This window comes from Acinetobacter sp. YH12218, assembly GCF_013417925.1.
In the GTDB taxonomy this organism is placed as follows: domain Bacteria; phylum Pseudomonadota; class Gammaproteobacteria; order Pseudomonadales; family Moraxellaceae; genus Acinetobacter; species Acinetobacter amyesii.
In genome coordinates, this window is sequence record NZ_VPDB01000042.1 from 1 (window position 1) to 16,480 (window position 16,480).

Consider the following 16,480-nt stretch of genomic DNA (forward strand, 5'->3'; position numbering starts at 1 on the left):
TCATGAGAAAGCCCATATAAATGGGTAGAGTACAAGTTGCTGTAGAAGCATTTTTAATTCGTCTGATCACAGATACTTTATAAAGTATTTTAATACTTTTTTGAATCCGTCAATGCGTAAGTCCTATGATTATTACTCTGATTGTCGATTCAGTGCTTAGAACCAGAGGAATATTCACAGGTATTTTCATCTTAGCAATGGTTATTCCGTCCCTTTCTGTTGCAGTACGTCGTTTACATGATATTAATAAATCTGGTTGGTATTGGTTAATACAAATGATTCCGCTCGTTGGACCAATTCTGGTTCTAATTTGGCTTGCAACAGAAACCAAACCTGAAGTAAACCAATGGGGACAACCTGCCAAATAAATAAAAAATCGTGGCTACTATTTATGTAGCCACCCTATCTACAGCACATTAACTCAGGAAAAATATGAAAGGACAAATACTAGATTTTTCGATTCAAACTAATACTGGGGTGATTAGTGCTGAAGATGGAAAACACTATCAATTTGCTGGTCATGAATGGCGAGGTCAAAGACCACCTACACGTGGAGAACAGGTTGATTTTGCTTTGGATGAAAGTGGGCAAGCAATTCAAGTCTATATTGCATTACGCCAACAAAGTTTTTCCACGAATACGCGAACAAACTACAGTGAAGAAGAGGAAAACTATGACTTTTTCGCGTGGTCATTCAAACCACTGAAAAAGTTTGCTGAATTTGAAGGACGTGCTCGACGTAAAGAGTTCTGGTTCTTTTGGCTATTTTGTATATTGGTCATTATACTTGCCTCTGTTTGCGATTTCGTTATTGGCAGTGAACCTTGGCTAGAAAATATTACCAATATCGTTTTACTCATTCCTAGCTTAGCTGTTGGCGCACGTCGACTACATGACACAGGACGTTCAGGTTGGTGGCAACTTTTAATGCTCACAATCATTGGAATCATTCCACTGATTATATGGTGGGCTACAGACACCAAAGCCGAGAACAACCAATGGGGTCAACCCGCTAGAGATCTGCAACAATAAAATAAGGCGCACAATGCGCCTTATCTTTTAACAAAAAACTTTAGCCATATTTACGCGCAAAATCTTCATCTGAAGTGCATAGATAAATAATAAATTCAATAAAAGCAACAATGGATGGAATAAAGGTCCAACAGAATAGCAGATACACAATCCCCCATCCAATACGACCCAAATAGAATTTATGTATACCAAATCCACCAAGGAAGAATGCTAAGAGTGCAGCAACAATACGACTCTTTTGACCGTATTGCGTGCCTAAAGCATTCGGCACAGCGACTAAGTAAATATCGGTTGCGTAACCCATTCCACTTGTCTCAAAATCAACAAATTGTCCACGAGCAGGAACAGTTTGTCCTTTCCAATCGCTTCCAGAAAATTGATAACGATTCTGATCATCTCCGCTGATGATGCCTGTATTATTTTGAACAGAAAAATCGAGTATTTGCCCTTTCATATAATCCTCTATGTTTTATCTTTATTTGATGATTCTTGGACGTTATTTTCATCAGCAATATAACGAATTATTGATGAATATCATATCATTAACTTATCTTGCCAAATAGCATTTTGTAAACATCAATCTCAATGCATATACCACTGCCATCGCAAATATTGCATAACCCGCAGGAGTAATAAACAACGGAATACATAAAACAATCACCACGGTTAAAGGATATAAAAGTTTTCTAAAACCACTTTGATGATGCAATTCATGAAGTAAATATAAACTTGTCGTATAAATCACGAGGCTGATCGCCACAAAGTAGCTTTCTTTCTCAGAACTAATCAGCGCCTCATGCGAAACCACATCAACTGCGGCAGCTAAACCTGCACCAATCGCCGCGATACTAATAAAGACAAAGAAATGTCCATAACCCCAAGTAAATGCCATTTTTCGGCTATTTAAACGCTCTGCAATACTGGTATCAAAATAAGACCATCACATGGTGAACATCATCATCAGACCGCCCACCATCAGAAAAATCAGTTCAGTACTAAAACGCTGATTTGTTAATGCATCGGTTATGGCAATCGAGCATCCGACAATAGATTCGCCTAAAACGATAATGGTAAGCAGTGAATATCGCTCTGCAATATGATGCGCATGCCAAGGTGTACGGCTTGCAGCTTCTGCAAAAACTGGGATAGACAGTTCAGCAATTGCGAGCAAAATGAAAAGATAAACTGTGAAATGCAGCGGTGAAAAATGAAAGAACAGCCACCCCACTTGCACCAGTATGATGCCAAAAGCATAGCGTAATGCTGTTTTCCGACGGGACAGATCATGCTTTGCAACGCGAAACCACTGCTGTAACTAAGCCCAGACGCATAATGGCATAACCAATCACAATTACGTCAAAATCCTGCTTTTGAAAAGCGCTTGGAATACCTGCAGCAATGACCAAAGAACCAATGATCTGTACGAAAGTTAAGATTCGATAGAGCGCATCATCATTATCATACGCCGAAGCAAACCAACTAAAGTTCATCCACGCCCACCACAAGGCAAAAAACACCATGCCATACAGCGTTAAACCCTGAGCTAAATGATTTTCAACAATGGCATGATGCAGTTGCTGCCCTGCTGTTGCGATCGCCACGACAAAGATCAAGTCAAAAAGCAATTCTAAAGAGGTCGCGACACGATGATGCTCATGTGGATCACGTGGGTGCAAAGGTTTGAGCCACTGGCTAGGGAATAAAAATGATTTGGACATAGCATTCAGCTTTATTGTTTTCTGTCTGAATTTTTTCAAAAGCCTGAAACAGTTACAAGATCGATTACATAAATCAGATGAGAAACAGTTTTCTAGAAAAAGGATAATGGCTTTAAAAACACACTTAAGATTTAGATATTTCAATTGTAGAAGTTAAAAATTCAAAGTGACAAAACTGCGAAAGACGTTTTAAGATAAAAACTCGATAGATCGATGTGTTTTTTATATCTCAGCTATATTTTTCTCTAAATTTTAATGACATACTGCTAGTAATTAAAAAAATAATGAAATCTAAAAGTGATGTTAAAAGAAAAATTAGCGTCTTTTCCTGACGCAGTTTGGGTACAGATTCATTATGATCAAATGCAAGTTTTAACGCGTGATCATCAAATTGTAGCTGAACAAAACTGCCCTTTAGCTTTTATAGAACGTGGAAGTTTTGTCCGAAACTATCATGTTGCAGAACAGTGCTTCAACCAACTCATACAACAGATCCACTTCAAGTGGTATGAGTTTGGACAGCCGGTTATTTTTATTCAGCTAAAAGAACGCTTAAGTGAAGAAGTCAGCGCACTCGAGCTACAAGCCATTCAAGAAATGGCTCTAAGCGCAAATGCACATTTTGTATTTGTCTACGATAAACATGGCATCGCACTCGAAGCAGAAACCATCAAAAATGATGAGTCACCTTTGCTCAAATGGTTTTTCTGTGGGCTGATTTTTCTGATTTTGCTGATTATCTTTAAATAATCAGCATCATTCTCTTGATTAGGTGCAACTACGACACTTTCTGCTGCTGCAATTGCTCAATACTCGAAATCAAATCGTTAAAACGATCAATCACCAGTGCCGGTGCAGCCGTTTGAATTTCTTCTGCACTACCATAACCATAGCTCACAGCAATACTCTGCACTGCATTACGGCGTGCGCCTAAAATATCGTACTCACGGTCTCCCACCATCACACATTCCTTCGCATCCAACTGTTCTTGCTGCAAAATGTATTCAATTAAATCGCCTTTGTTGGTGCGCTCACCGTTCAGTTCACTGCCATAGATCACAGTAAAATATTGTGCCAAATCAAAATGTTCTAAAATTTGGCGGGCATAGACCGTCGGCTTTGCTGTAGCGACGTACAAGTGAAAGCCTTGCTGTTGTAAAGTTGCTAGAGTGTCGGCAACGGCAGGATAGACTTTATTTTCAAATAAGCCAGTCACTGCAAAGCGCTCGCGATAGCCTAGTAAAGCCTGATCTGCAAGTACATTATGCACATCGACATTGAGGATTTTGGCCAAAGAGGCTTTCAAAGGTGGCCCAATGATCCAATCGATATTGGTCTCATCCGAAATGGGATGTCCAATTTTCGCCAGTCCATAGCGTGCTGAAGTAGTAATGCCAACTTTTGGATCTGTTAATGTTCCATCGAGATCGATCAATATATTCTTAATCACAGCTTGTACCTTATCCATTCACTTCTGCAAAAATACTATCGAGTGTTCGCTCAAAGTTGCCTATACTATCGCAAATTTTGTGTAATAAGGACATCATTGTGCGCCCTACTGTACTGTGCTTTTCAGGTCTTGACCCTTCAGGTGGTGCAGGACTGCAAGCGGACATTGAAGCCATTGGTCAAAGTGGCGCACATGCTGCCATTGCGTGTACAGCATTAACCGTTCAAAACTCACAACAAGTGTATTCGTTTGAAGCGACCTCTCGTGAGTTATTGCTGGCTCAAGCACATGCCGTCGTCGGTGACCTCCCTATTCGCTGTGTAAAATCAGGAATGTTAGGAACGACTGAAAATATCGCGGCTCTCGCTGAGTTTTTACGTGAACATCCCGAATATCATTATGTTCTCGACCCCGTTTTAGTTGCCAATAGTGGTGGTTCTTTGGGCGATCAAGCAACTTTGGTCAAAGCCTTTGCAGAACTGATTCCACTTGCCACTGTGCTTACACCCAATACCGTAGAATTACGTGCGCTCACAGGTGAAGAGGATATTTCTAAAGCAACTGCGCAACTTTTTGCGATGGGTGCTCAAGCGGTATTAGTAAAAGGTGGGCATGAAAATACGCCTGACTATATCCAAAACTCGTTGTACGTTCAGGGTGAATTAGTCTCTGAAACCCGTTGTCCACGACTGGATGGGGAATATCATGGTTCGGGCTGTTCATTGGCGAGTTTTATTGCAGGGCGTTTAGCCTTAGGTGATGAGCTCAAAACGGCTGTTCATCATGCCGAAACATGGCTATTTGGTGTGTTGAAAATCGCTGAATCACCAGTTGTCGGAGGACAGAAAATTCCAAAACGTTTTTAAAGTACTCGGTTATTTATTTAAACCCGATAGAATAAAACGCTGCATCATTTAAAGCCCTGAATATCAGGGCTTTTTCAAATTAAGAGTCGAGTTGAACGCGATAGACCAAGGTTGGAATTTCCCACGCACCACCAGCAAATCCTTTGCACTGTGTGGTTTTTGCCATATAGGTTTGGATAAAACGCTGACCATTCCATGACCACTCCCCCGTACTATGACAGTCGCCAATGCCTCGTCCACGTTGATTGGAGAAAATCTGCCCTTCGCTAAAACCACTTCCGGAAAAGGTCACGGATTGTTTGATTTGCTTTAAATTTCGATCCATCAGCCAATAGCCATTACCACTGTTATATGCCCCACGCCAACATGGCACTTCGACCAAGGCATTTTTCCCATTGATTGGAAACACCACGACCCGATCATCCTCTAAGAAATTTGCATCAAAGAGTTGAGGACAATCTTCTACTGTCGTTTTCTTCTTTATCAATCCAAACAATTGTTTGGCTGTGGGCGCATTGACGGCATACCGTGTTTGTAAGCCCTTACTGTAATTTTGAATATTCACTTTCGGAATACTTTTCGGTTTGAGTACATTGGCCGAACTACTATTGGCTTTACGCAATAATGCCGAATTTGTCCCTATGCGCTTTTGAAAATCATCCATACGGAGTAAAACTGCACTAGCGCCCTGCACCGACAATAACCATGTTTTGTTGTTGCCTTTCCACACAATTGGTTGGTTGGCTTGTAAGGCTTGAATCAGTTTTTGAGTTTGAGCTGCACTTAACTGACCTTCCGCAGTTTTGGCATCAAGCTGCACAGTTCCCTGATTTTTACCTAAAATGTAAAGTTGAAGTGGTTGATTTGCCGCATTGAAGGTTTCAGGATCGAGTTTCACTCGTGCGCTGACTTGCGCTTGAGCTCCCGCAGCACGTTGTAATAACACAGAAATAGCGGGCTGATTGCCCTCCGCTTGATAACCTGCAACGCGACAAGTCCCCGTATTATCACAAGCGATTTCCCAATCTTTATGTGAAAAATAGTTTCCTTGAATTTGAGCAAAGCTCACACTACAACCCAATGCAACAACATAGCCCAATAGAAGTTGCCAGATGACATTATTTTTGTTCATGTCTTTGGCTCAAAATAATTATATTAGAACTATCTTAAAATGCTTTTCACTGAAACTCCAGCCTAAAAAGATCTGCTGCATCATTTGAAATTATGAAGACGAATCATTTAGTTGCTGTATCTCCTCACATTTTTTTCGCTTCACATTTTCATCACTGAGCGTATTCATCAAATCTGCCGCAAGGCCTTTTAACAGACTCATATCATCATCGGTCATTTGATTCGGCTGCCGATCTAAAACACAGAAACTTCCCAACGCCACCCCATTACGGTCTCTAAGTGCAACGCCTGCATAAAAGCGAATGCGGTTATGCATCAATTCAGGTAAATGCGCAAAGCGTGGGTCACGTTGTAGGTCTTCAATTATCAATCGTTCATTTTGATACACCAAATGGCTACAGATCGAGTCTTGCTTCGACTGGCGCACCTGCATCGGTTGCTCGGTAGCCTCAGCCAAAGGGCTACCTGGGGTATAAACCCAATCTTGCTTGACCCAAGAAATTTGCGCATATTTCACATCGAAGGCTTGTCGAGCTTCTTCAATATATTGTTCATAGATCGGTAAATTCCGCTCATCCAAAACATTCAGTTCTTCTAATGCTTTTAAGCGCTGCGCTTCAACGCTAGGATCAGGCTCATCCAACCAAGATTCACCATGCTTCAATTGAAAAGCTTCAATGGTTAATAACAAGTCATTCATATTATTGACCACTGCATCGACGGTGAAATTTTCTTTGATCGCATCTAATTGGGATATCTCATCACAGCTCCACAGTGCAAAAATCAGTTTTATATCTGGAAACTGTGCCTTAAAAACATGGCTTAAAAGGCGAATTTGAGCTTCTGGTACTGTATGGAAAATCGAAATACATACGATCTGAATATCCTCTTGGATATCATCCATACTTTGATGCTGATTTTGAATCAATACGTCGCTAAATGCCTGAGCCGGAATACCGCTTAAACTTAGCCCATGCGCCAACATAGCCGATACTTGAACATCAATTTCCCAACGTGCGCCGATACATAACACCGCTGCTTTCTGATCCTGCTGTGCCACTGGATATGCCCGTTGAAAACTATGATTAAACAGTTTTAAGCCTTGATGTAAGCGTAGTCGATGCTCTGCACTGGCCTCGGTGTTGTGTCCGCTCGAAAAAATCCGTATGGCTGGAATCGCCACTTTAGCATAAAACGCATTGACCCGACGTGCCTTGATTTCATCCGTGGCATCTTTCGGTAACTTTTCAGCAATAAAAGTCTGTGCTACATCCATGGCATCTTGCACATCATCAGCGACCAATCGCTGATAAAAGCGCTCATGCGGCTCCAATGCAGGTGTACTACCGATCAGGGTTTTAATAAAACCTAAGGATGGTACATAGCTTGAAAGCACCAATAAACACGCGGTTAAAGGCGTCGATAAAATTAAACCAATTGGCCCCCACACCGCCGTCCAAAACATGGCTGCGATGATAATGGCTAAAGTTGAAAGTCCAGTACTTTCCCCATACAACCAAGGCTCAATAATATTATTACTGACCAACTCTAAGAGCAGGATTAAGCCGACTGTCCACAGCACCATATTCCATGTGGGATCTACCGCAAAAGCCAGTGCAATGGGGAAAATCGCAGAAATCATCGGGCCGACATAGGGAACAAAGCGCATCACAATCGCCACCATTCCCCACATAATTGCTGCCGGCACCCCAATAAACCAAAGTCCCAAAGCCATCGGAATACCGTAGGTCACATTCACCATCAGCTGCATACGTAAATATTTACCGATACGATTGGCCGCTTCATCTAGTGCGTCAGTTCCAATATTTAAATTACCGCCCAGCAGCTTAAGGAAACGATCATGCAAATCTTTCCGATTGACCAAAATCAGAATCACAAACAAAAAAACAATACCCGCAGTTGCCAAGGGATTGAGCACCCGCTCGCTCCAAGCCATGACCGCTTCAGCCGTGGTTTGTTGTTGCCCCACCACTTTCACTTGTTGCACTTTAGGATTTTTCTCTTCTGGCACCACATCATCTATCGAATTTTCAACGGTATCTATGGTGGTTTTTGCGCCATCCCAAACACTCGGGCCGCGTGCAAATTGACGAATAGAATCCATTTTCTTTTGAATCGTGCCCTGATATTGCGGTAATTCTTGGCTTAATTGCCCCAGTTGATAACCCAAATAAGAGGCCGCGCCGGATAAAATCGCCAAAGCCAAACCGACCACAATAAATATAGATGGCATCTGCGGAAGTCCCCAACCGCGTAGTTTCATCACCAAAGGATCAACTAAAAAAGCCAATAAAATTGCGAGTGCCAATGGAATAAAAATATCTTTGCCAAGATATAAGGCGGCAATCAGCAAACTGCCGATGATAAACCCTGCTGTGATTCGAATCACTTTATGTAAATCTGCAGGGGGCATTTGCTTCGATGCGTTCAGGTCTTGCAAGCCTTGCTTTTGACCTGATGGTGATGATTCAAATTCTTGCGCTAATTTATTATTTTTATGATCCATTTTCTTATCCTGAACGATGGTCATTATTTTTTAATTTAGGCTGAAGTTTTAGGGCTGCATACGCATTTCATGTAATGATTTGCAAAGAAAAAAACAGAGCTTTATAGCTCTGTTTTCATACTGCGTTTCGAGAGGAATTAAAAGGTAATCACTTTACTTTGATGAGTCACAATATCCACTGGAACAGAAATATGTTGATGAACGATCTTCCATTGAGACTGCGTTTTTTTCATCCCAATGGTATTACGACACCACGAGATCCCCGACGTCGGTATCCCGCTCTGATCATCAATTTTGGAATAACAGTGCAGAAAGGCAATATCAGGATCTGCATGGATGACCAATTCCCGCCTAAATACCTTTAAGCCTTCACGAAAATACTCCCGATAAAATTCCCACATTTTTTGATATGCCATTAAGCCACGCATTTCACAACTGGCATCAAAAAAGTACACATCTGCTGCGCAGGATTCAGCAATATTTTCAATTTTCAATTGGCAGATGACCTCATCCCAATTGGCTAAAAATTGCAGAATTTCGTCAGCGGCCTGTTGGTCACCAACTATTTTGATTTTATCTTGCATCTCTGGCACCTATTTATTTTATTTTTTATGAAGCATTGTTCTGGGCGGCGTTTGGAAGTTGAATTGCAACGATCTTCCAGCTCCAACCGCGGCGTTGCATACTAAATACGGTATATTTTTCTTCGCTTAGGCCTTGGAGCGGCACATACAGATCAAATCGATTCCAAGCGCTATAGCTGGCTTTGGGTTCAAGTGGCTGGCTTTGCTTTAAAGCAACAGCGGTTGCAGTTTCGTCATTTTTGGATAGTGTTGACGCATAAGGTTGTTCTGCGACCTTATTTTCAGCATGCGTGAATAGTTCAATCCCTGGGCTAATCATGCTCGGATTGGTCAGTTTGGTTATTTCTGGTAGTTGGATCGACTCTTTTAATGCTTTGCCTTGTAAAAGCAGCATGATACTGGTTGGATTGACCAGACTGTCGACTAGCGTTGCACTGAGGACTGTGCTGAGCTGCCCACCCCAAGACTGGGCAAATTCGGGTAAATGCTGTAGCCCAGTTTTCTGTTGAATGAGGTCTTCAACTTGTGGTTTTAGACTCGATTTGACTGCCGCAAAATCGATATATTGAGCAATTTTTTCAGGTTGATTGTGCTCATAGGCTTGACGTATTTGATACAGCACCCAATACGGAGATGCAATCATCCAACCCACGACGATGATCAAGATCGTAATGAGCCCATAATTCCAAATATGATTCTGCTTATTCATCGTTCACCACTCTAGCCAGTGAAGTTGTGGTACTTCCTTGTACCGTCAAATAAGCCTGATCTGGGTTGAGCGTCCAACCCAACAACGCTTATTTGAGAACCATATTGCTTTTGATCTTGTGATTTTGACAAGCCTTCACGTTTTGTTCATCCCGCTTTGACTGTCTCGATCAGGTTGTTTCAAATTTAAGCAGTTAGATCTTTAATTTGGGTACTTGCACCATTGGTTTTAACTGATTCAATGCCTTTATCGCGTGATTGCTCACTGGCATAAAATTGGCTGGTCCCAATAATTTGATGGTTTGCCGCTTTCAAATTAAAATATGGTTTGCCATTTTTGGCCGTCAGTCGTTCAAAACGGCTGTCATCTGCACTGTTCTTTTGTACAGACTCAATCCCGTTTTGGGCTGATGCTTTCGCTTTATATAATTCACTCGTTAAAATGATTTCACCGTTCCCTGCTTTTAATACAAAACGAAACTGCTGATCATTAGAATGACTGATCTCGTACCATCCCGACATATGTTACCCCTTCATTTTCATTGTTTTCTCTATTATTCGATCAGGATTTGTTGTTGGAAATTCAACCTGATCTACAGAATATAAATGAACTCGGTCACATTTTTCAATGTCTTTTTTGATCAGTGTAAAGGCTTAAAATTTAATCACTAAGAAAATGATTTTCAATAAATAATTCCAATAAAAAAGAATCCGACCGAAGTCGGATTTCATCATTCTTTCATCATGCTGTATTTGTGAATAGAGGCGCATTACTCAACGCATGAATAAAGGCCTTAAGGACTGACGATCTGCTTCGAATAGGTCGCTTTATTCATTTCTAAAATTTCAACACAAAGTTGCACTTCTACTGCTGAAGCTGTGACATGTTGTTTCAACACGTCCAATAACAACAATGAAATTTGCTTTTGCACTTCGATCGTTCGACCCGTCAATAATGAAACTTTGGCATGCATATACGCATGTTGGGCGTGTTCATCCAAACCCACAACAAAATCTTGCTGAGCGACAGCACGGCTCTTAATATCATTGATGGCACTGACATGACCCGATTCAAATAAGGCCTTGTTTAGCGATTTAAGTAAAGGACGAGCCTCCAGCTCAAGGTTATTGGAATATTCCAAATGAATATGCGGCATAGTAAAGACATTTCAAACCTGTAATGCTTCTATTATGCAGGCTGAAAAGTAAAATCTATAGCGAATTAGTTATCTATTTCATGTTTAAGTAGACATCCTAAGCCAAGTGTGGCCTTCGCTTAGGATGATTGAAATTTGCTTTGGAGCGAACAAAAACGAAACTTAAACTTTTTTCACGTATTCAGATTTGAGCTTCATTGCCCCGATACCATCAATTTTACAATCAATGTCATGACCATCTGTTGCATCGACTAAAAGACGAATATTTTTAACTTTGGTACCAACTTTCACCACTGAAGATGAACCTTTAATTTTAAGGTCTTTCACCACAGTAACCGTGTCACCATCGGTCAATACATTGCCATTGGCATCTTTAATCAGCACCTGCTCATCAGCAGCGCTTTCGCCTTCACGCCATTCGTGTGAGCATTCAGGACAAATCAGTAAGTCACCATCATTATAGGTATATTCAGAATTACATTGGGGACAATTGGGTAAAGACATAAAAGACCTCAAAAAAGATGGACGCAAAAATCCATAAAAACTTAATATAACATTTTTATGTATTTCATAAACTTAAAAACCATAAATATCGTATGGTTTAGTGAAGTTATGACGATTTAAATAACACAACGCCACAGCACTAATCGGTTTAAATTTTAGATCTCTAATGAGGTGTTTAATATCAACGCTTTTAAGATATGCGCATGATTTTTATCCATATGTTTGGCCGCTGTGAGTAAGGTCAGCGGCTCCTCTTTTTCCCATGCGCGCAGTTGTTCTAACTCGGCTTGATGCGGCTGTATTTCTTGCAAATAGCGCTGTTTAAACTCGTCCCAACGAGAAGCCATTGCCTCGTCTTGATGATACCAACGACGTAAATCTGTCGATGGCGTCAATGCCTTCGGCCACAAATCTAGCTCTGCGCTCACTTTACTGATACCACGCGGCCACAAGCGATCGACCAATATGCGTTTACCGTCATCTGGGCTTATCTCATCATAAATACGTTTAATATGTACGGTCATTAAGCCCTCCATCATCTATTTACAGTTTTTCGATCATTCTTCAAATTATTCATCGGGCATCGCTGGATTCACTAAAAAAAGCCAGCAACTGTAAAGACTCCTGCCAACCCAAATAACAGGCATCAGGTGGAATAACGCTCGGCAACCCTGCCTGTACAATCGTCACTTCGGTTCCTACTGATACCGCTTTAAACTCAACAGTGACCTCGATTTCACCGGCTAACTCTGGCATATCAAATTGGTCTGTATAGCGCAGTAAATGATTCGGCACGACTTCATGATAATCACCATGAAAAGCGTGTGTGGTTCCGGTTGAAAAATTTTGAAACGACATGCGGTACGAGCCACCTACACGCACATCCGAATGTTCCACATGGGCGGTAAATCCATGCGGTGCCATCCATTTCACCAAAGCATCTGGCTCCACAAAGGCACGATAAACTCGCTCTACAGGTGCACTAAAAACACGATGTAATCGAACAGTATTACTCATGATGATGTCCTTTTGTCATTGTTTTCACTGAATCATCCACATGCATTCACCCTCGCTTTATCGTCCATTTTTATCACACTGAAACGATCTAAGCGAAACAGTGTTACGACGTATGAGAAAGGTGTATTACTGTTCAATACTATAGCGAATCCTACAGATTGATCCCATCACTTTAACGCAATGCCGTGTTATGTTTTGTGAGCTGCATTCATATTGATTTTTTTATAAAAATATTGAAAAATCAAAATTTTACACAATTTCTCTAAAATTTAAATAATAAAAAACCCAGTTGAAAGACTGGGTTCTTGTTGCTAAAGATGCAATAGTGAGACTTAGCTCAATTGTGCTTCATCTTCTTCCAGATCATCATCTTCATAGATATAAGCCATACAACCCCAGCCATCATATTCGCCCGAATGTTGTTCCGCAATTTTAATAAACCACTGCTCTAAATCAACGATATCTTCATAATCAGGTTCCATATAGACATAGACCGTGATAATCCATTCCACGCGATCTGATTCTTCATCTTGGAACAACGAAATTTTTTGCTCTTCTTTCAATAAATACAATGCACACTGTTCAGCCTGCTCTTGAGTCGAAAAGGCAATTGAATATTCGATTTCGTGCGGCACAGATAGATCGTCACCATCTTGCTGCATCTGCCACAGCACATTGCCATTATCATCATCTGGAAATTGTTTAAAATCACGAGTCATTGTACTTTCCCTTATCGTTTATGAATTTTATTCTGTTGACTTAGATTAACGGATAATTGTTGCAATTTGCATTAGCTAAATCTCTTTAATCAGAAATAGACCGCCGAAGTGATCTTTCTGATAACAATTCAAATTAAACCACAACATCCATGTGGGCCTGAGTTTCTTTAAGATGTAAAACCAAAGCTGCCATTTTCAATTCTTCTAAGCGTAATTGTAGATAACTGTCGAGTACCCGTGCCTGACTAAAATGTACACCATGCGCATTGAGCAAGGTGAAATCATCCGCCAAAGCCTGCAATAGCCCACCTAAGTTTTCGGTATTTAATTGGGCCAAATACAAGTCAGCACGACTATTAAACACCAATGTAAATAGTTGCATCGCAGCCAAACGACGCTCTTCATCGACATAATTACAGTTTGCAGTCGATTGCTGCTCCATTGCATCAATCATTTTGCAACGTACCGCAGTCAAATTTTGGTTTGCCGCAGATTCATTCATGCCATCCATCAGCTGATCTAAAATACTCTGTAAAGGCAAAAAGAATGCTGACTGATAGCCCCGTATTTTGTTGTCCAAAGCACGGTTGATGTTTTCCAAATGCTGCTGATCCAGCGCTTGGCTATACAAACCCTTTAACTCGGCACGGGCTTGTTCCTGTATTTGTGATTTAGCTCTTTCTTGATATTTGCTCAAATACTGACGCACTTGTTCAATCTGTGCGCGAATATCATTCAACATGATATCTGCATTGGCTTTGGTGACTTCCACCAAACCATCAGCCTGTAAAGTTCGATACTCAACATATTGTTCAATATCCACAATATGTTGATATTTCGCTACTTTATCGACTTGGATTTTTAAGCCACTGTTTTGAATGCGTAATTGACTGATTTCATAATTCAATTCATCTTGCTGGGACTCTGTTTCAGCCAGTTTTAGCCGCGTACGATCGAAGTTTTCCTGCAGTGAACGTAGGGTTTTATCATTTTTCAATTTGCGGTTATAAACAAAAAGGAGAGCCACAATTAATAGGATTATAAGGACGATTAAAGCAATATTGATCATTTGCTAATCCTCAAAATAAGCTTCAATAATTTAAGTTTATTCCCCAAAACAAACCTAAGTTACAAAAGTTAAAATCTATAATTCATTTCATATTAGCAGAACAAATGCAAAAAACCGTATTTATCTGACCAAATACACACTTACACACAATTCAACTAAAATACTGTTTTAAATTAATTTAATAAAAAATTTCATATTAAAAAATAATCAATCAATATTCTTTAGAAAATATAATAAAACTTTAGAAATGGTATTTATTTACTAAAAGATACAAAGAAACTTAATATTAATCTTTGTAAATATTTCACACACTTTATAGAGATATTTAAATTATTTATATATCCCCAGAATTGGGGATATAGTGCATGTGGTGATTCATTTTTAAGCAGAAAAACCTATTTAAAGCTGTAATTATTCTTAGCTTGCTAAGCTGCCTAAAATTTTCAATGCAACACAGCAGATTTTATGAACAGTGAGCATTCACATGAATATGCTTTAAAATTCTGCCGCGCAATGAATATGAACAGCTTGTTGGGTTAATGGCTGGGTAAATGCCAGATCGCAAGCATGTAACGCCATCCGTCCGAGTGAGCTCTGTTTGGCATTCGGGTGATACAGTTGATCCCCTGTAATGGGGTGCCCAATATGCATCATGTGTACACGTAGCTGATGAGAACGCCCTGTCACTGGCGTTAATAATACTCGGCTAATATCCTTGCTTGCGTCATAGCTAATGGCTTGATACAAGGTTTTTGAAGGTTTGCCTAATTCAAAATGCACCATCTGACGTGGGCGATTTTCCCAGTCCGTAATGAGGGGCACTTCAACACTGCCCTCACCTTCTAGCTTACCCTGAACCAAAGCTACATATTGCTTTTGAACCGTTCGCGCTTGGAACATTTTACTCACCGCCACTTCTGCATCGCGGTGTTTCGCAAACATCAAAATGCCTGATGTTGCCATGTCTAAACGATGGGTAATCTTTGCTGCTGGATACTGTTGCAAAACTCGAAGATAGGCACTGTCATGATGCTCAGGCAAACGTCCCGGAACCGACAGCAATTCCGCTGGTTTTTCGATGACAACCAAGTCTGCATCTTCATACAAAATACGTAGAGGACCTTGAGGCGGCGCATAGACAAAGTTGGGATCTAAAGGCATGGACAGACTGTGTACTGGGAGAATGTCGGCAAAATAACAACTGACTAATTCGCTGTCAATCGACTTTGACCGATCAGGTTCTACCCTAACGATTATTGGTCCCCAATTTACCAAAGGCAGGTGCTAATGAATGAGATAAATCATCCTCCAGTAATTGTAAGATGCTTGAACTCGTGGTTAATGGATACTGATGTAGTGTGATGCGATATTCGCCCTGAAACCACTGCGACAAATGCAAGGCATAGGTTTGTTTAGGCCCAAAACCTAAATGTTGTTTTAAACGATTCTTTATACCTGTCCGTGATGATCCAACATACAGAATGTGATTGGGTTGATTTAACTTGGCACAGGCATGGGTTTTCAATGCCTTAAATGCGGCATAGTCCTGATATGTCTGCTGTATATCGCCACCGACTAGCTCTATCACGTAAATATAAAGTGCATGTTGAGCAAGATCATCAAAACTTGAAAACTCAAATATACATTCCGCTTTAGTCTGCTGTGCCTGCAGACAATCCTGTATCAATTGATCAAGATAACCCATAACAAAATTATTTAAAATTTAGACAGTTAAGCATAACAACTTTGTTGAAAAGGACAATCTGAAGCTTAGATTAAGTTTAAGATCTTCTGCGTGATATTTATTACATCAGCAATGATCAAAGTGTGTTGGGAATACATGCGAAGTTTGGAATTTTGAAAAAGATGGAAGGATTTATTATTCGTTTGAATTCTTTAAAATTTTTTAGGGTGTAAGAGAAAACAGTGTTGTTTACTTCAACTATCATCACTTTGTAAGTCATGATCTTATAGCCTATAAACTTCTGGTTTATAGCG

18 protein-coding genes and 2 pseudogenes are annotated in these 16,480 nt (G+C 40.4%); 4 read left to right on the forward strand and 16 right to left on the reverse strand.

All coding sequences use genetic code 11. The features are described from left to right. Positions 1-125 precede the first annotated feature (125 nt). Together FTV03_RS11855 and FTV03_RS11860 are read left to right on the forward strand one after the other, a co-directional pair. Entirely contained in the window at positions 126-368 is a 243-nt protein-coding gene (locus FTV03_RS11855) for a DUF805 domain-containing protein (protein WP_180041511.1), read from the forward strand. 64 nt (positions 369-432) lie between these two features. Beyond that, a complete protein-coding gene (locus FTV03_RS11860) occupies positions 433-1,032 on the forward strand; it encodes a DUF805 domain-containing protein (RefSeq protein ID WP_180004738.1) in 600 nt (199 codons plus the stop codon). Between the two features lie 40 nt (positions 1,033-1,072). Here the strand turns inward: FTV03_RS11860 and FTV03_RS17955 are convergent, their stop codons facing one another. Then, on the reverse strand, positions 1,073-1,486 hold the full coding sequence (locus FTV03_RS17955; RefSeq protein ID WP_228144741.1) for a TM2 domain-containing protein: 414 nt from the start codon (positions 1,484-1,486) through the stop codon (positions 1,073-1,075). Between the two features lie 93 nt (positions 1,487-1,579). Next, positions 1,580-2,750: pseudogene (locus tag FTV03_RS11870) on the reverse strand (low temperature requirement protein A). Between the two features lie 297 nt (positions 2,751-3,047). On the opposite strand from FTV03_RS11870, the gene FTV03_RS11875 reads away from it, so the two are divergent. Further along, positions 3,048-3,500 (forward strand): hypothetical protein, encoded by a 453-nt coding sequence (locus FTV03_RS11875; protein ID WP_180021346.1) that lies wholly within the window; start codon positions 3,048-3,050, stop codon positions 3,498-3,500. 28 nt (positions 3,501-3,528) lie between these two features. Here the strand turns inward: FTV03_RS11875 and FTV03_RS11880 are convergent, their stop codons facing one another. Next, on the reverse strand, positions 3,529-4,200 hold the full coding sequence (locus FTV03_RS11880; protein ID WP_180041527.1) for an HAD-IA family hydrolase: 672 nt from the start codon (positions 4,198-4,200) through the stop codon (positions 3,529-3,531). Positions 4,201-4,298: 98 nt separating this feature from the next. Between FTV03_RS11880 and FTV03_RS11885 the strand changes: the two genes are divergently transcribed. Beyond that, positions 4,299-5,066 carry a hydroxymethylpyrimidine/phosphomethylpyrimidine kinase gene (locus FTV03_RS11885; protein WP_078191115.1) on the forward strand — a complete coding sequence of 256 codons (768 nt, stop codon included), beginning with the start codon at positions 4,299-4,301 and terminating at the stop codon, positions 5,064-5,066. A 79-nt stretch (positions 5,067-5,145) separates the two neighbouring features. Here the strand turns inward: FTV03_RS11885 and FTV03_RS11890 are convergent, their stop codons facing one another. The 13 genes and pseudogenes from FTV03_RS11890 to FTV03_RS11950 all read right to left on the reverse strand — a co-directional run bounded on the left by FTV03_RS11890 (position 5,146) and on the right by FTV03_RS11950 (position 16,187). Next, on the reverse strand, positions 5,146-6,198 hold the full coding sequence (locus FTV03_RS11890) for a DUF1176 domain-containing protein (RefSeq protein ID WP_180041512.1): 1,053 nt from the start codon (positions 6,196-6,198) through the stop codon (positions 5,146-5,148). 90 nt (positions 6,199-6,288) lie between these two features. Beyond that, a complete protein-coding gene (locus tag FTV03_RS11895; protein WP_257220771.1) occupies positions 6,289-8,724 on the reverse strand; it encodes an AI-2E family transporter in 2,436 nt (811 codons plus the stop codon). A 137-nt stretch (positions 8,725-8,861) separates the two neighbouring features. Next, entirely contained in the window at positions 8,862-9,308 is a 447-nt protein-coding gene (locus tag FTV03_RS11900; protein WP_218950648.1) for a nuclear transport factor 2 family protein, read from the reverse strand. A 25-nt stretch (positions 9,309-9,333) separates the two neighbouring features. Next, the gene (locus tag FTV03_RS11905) at positions 9,334-10,017 is read right to left on the reverse strand and encodes a DUF2939 domain-containing protein (RefSeq protein WP_180041513.1); all 684 of its coding nucleotides are present in this window, start codon (positions 10,015-10,017) and stop codon (positions 9,334-9,336) included. A 185-nt stretch (positions 10,018-10,202) separates the two neighbouring features. Then, a complete protein-coding gene (locus FTV03_RS11910) occupies positions 10,203-10,538 on the reverse strand; it encodes a YegP family protein (protein ID WP_078191118.1) in 336 nt (111 codons plus the stop codon). A 272-nt stretch (positions 10,539-10,810) separates the two neighbouring features. Then, entirely contained in the window at positions 10,811-11,173 is a 363-nt protein-coding gene (locus FTV03_RS11915; protein ID WP_180041514.1) for a 5-carboxymethyl-2-hydroxymuconate Delta-isomerase, read from the reverse strand. 162 nt (positions 11,174-11,335) lie between these two features. Beyond that, positions 11,336-11,677 (reverse strand): zinc ribbon domain-containing protein YjdM, encoded by a 342-nt coding sequence (locus FTV03_RS11920; protein ID WP_180041515.1) that lies wholly within the window; start codon positions 11,675-11,677, stop codon positions 11,336-11,338. A gap of 155 nt (positions 11,678-11,832) precedes the next feature. Further along, the gene (locus tag FTV03_RS11925) at positions 11,833-12,201 is read right to left on the reverse strand and encodes a DUF488 domain-containing protein (protein WP_180004732.1); all 369 of its coding nucleotides are present in this window, start codon (positions 12,199-12,201) and stop codon (positions 11,833-11,835) included. A 45-nt stretch (positions 12,202-12,246) separates the two neighbouring features. Further along, positions 12,247-12,694 (reverse strand): annotated as a pseudogene (locus FTV03_RS11930) (SRPBCC family protein). Positions 12,695-13,026: 332 nt separating this feature from the next. Next, positions 13,027-13,413, reverse strand: coding sequence for a ribonuclease E inhibitor RraB (locus FTV03_RS11935; RefSeq protein WP_180041517.1), 387 nt, complete (start codon positions 13,411-13,413; stop codon positions 13,027-13,029). A gap of 133 nt (positions 13,414-13,546) precedes the next feature. Then, positions 13,547-14,482, reverse strand: a complete 936-nt coding sequence (locus FTV03_RS11940; RefSeq protein WP_180041518.1) for a hypothetical protein — start codon at positions 14,480-14,482, stop codon at positions 13,547-13,549. A 495-nt stretch (positions 14,483-14,977) separates the two neighbouring features. Beyond that, positions 14,978-15,643 (reverse strand): pseudouridine synthase, encoded by a 666-nt coding sequence (locus FTV03_RS11945; protein ID WP_111884818.1) that lies wholly within the window; start codon positions 15,641-15,643, stop codon positions 14,978-14,980. An 85-nt stretch (positions 15,644-15,728) separates the two neighbouring features. Beyond that, entirely contained in the window at positions 15,729-16,187 is a 459-nt protein-coding gene (locus FTV03_RS11950) for a GIY-YIG nuclease family protein (RefSeq protein ID WP_180041519.1), read from the reverse strand. Between the last annotated feature and the right edge of the window lie 293 nt (positions 16,188-16,480).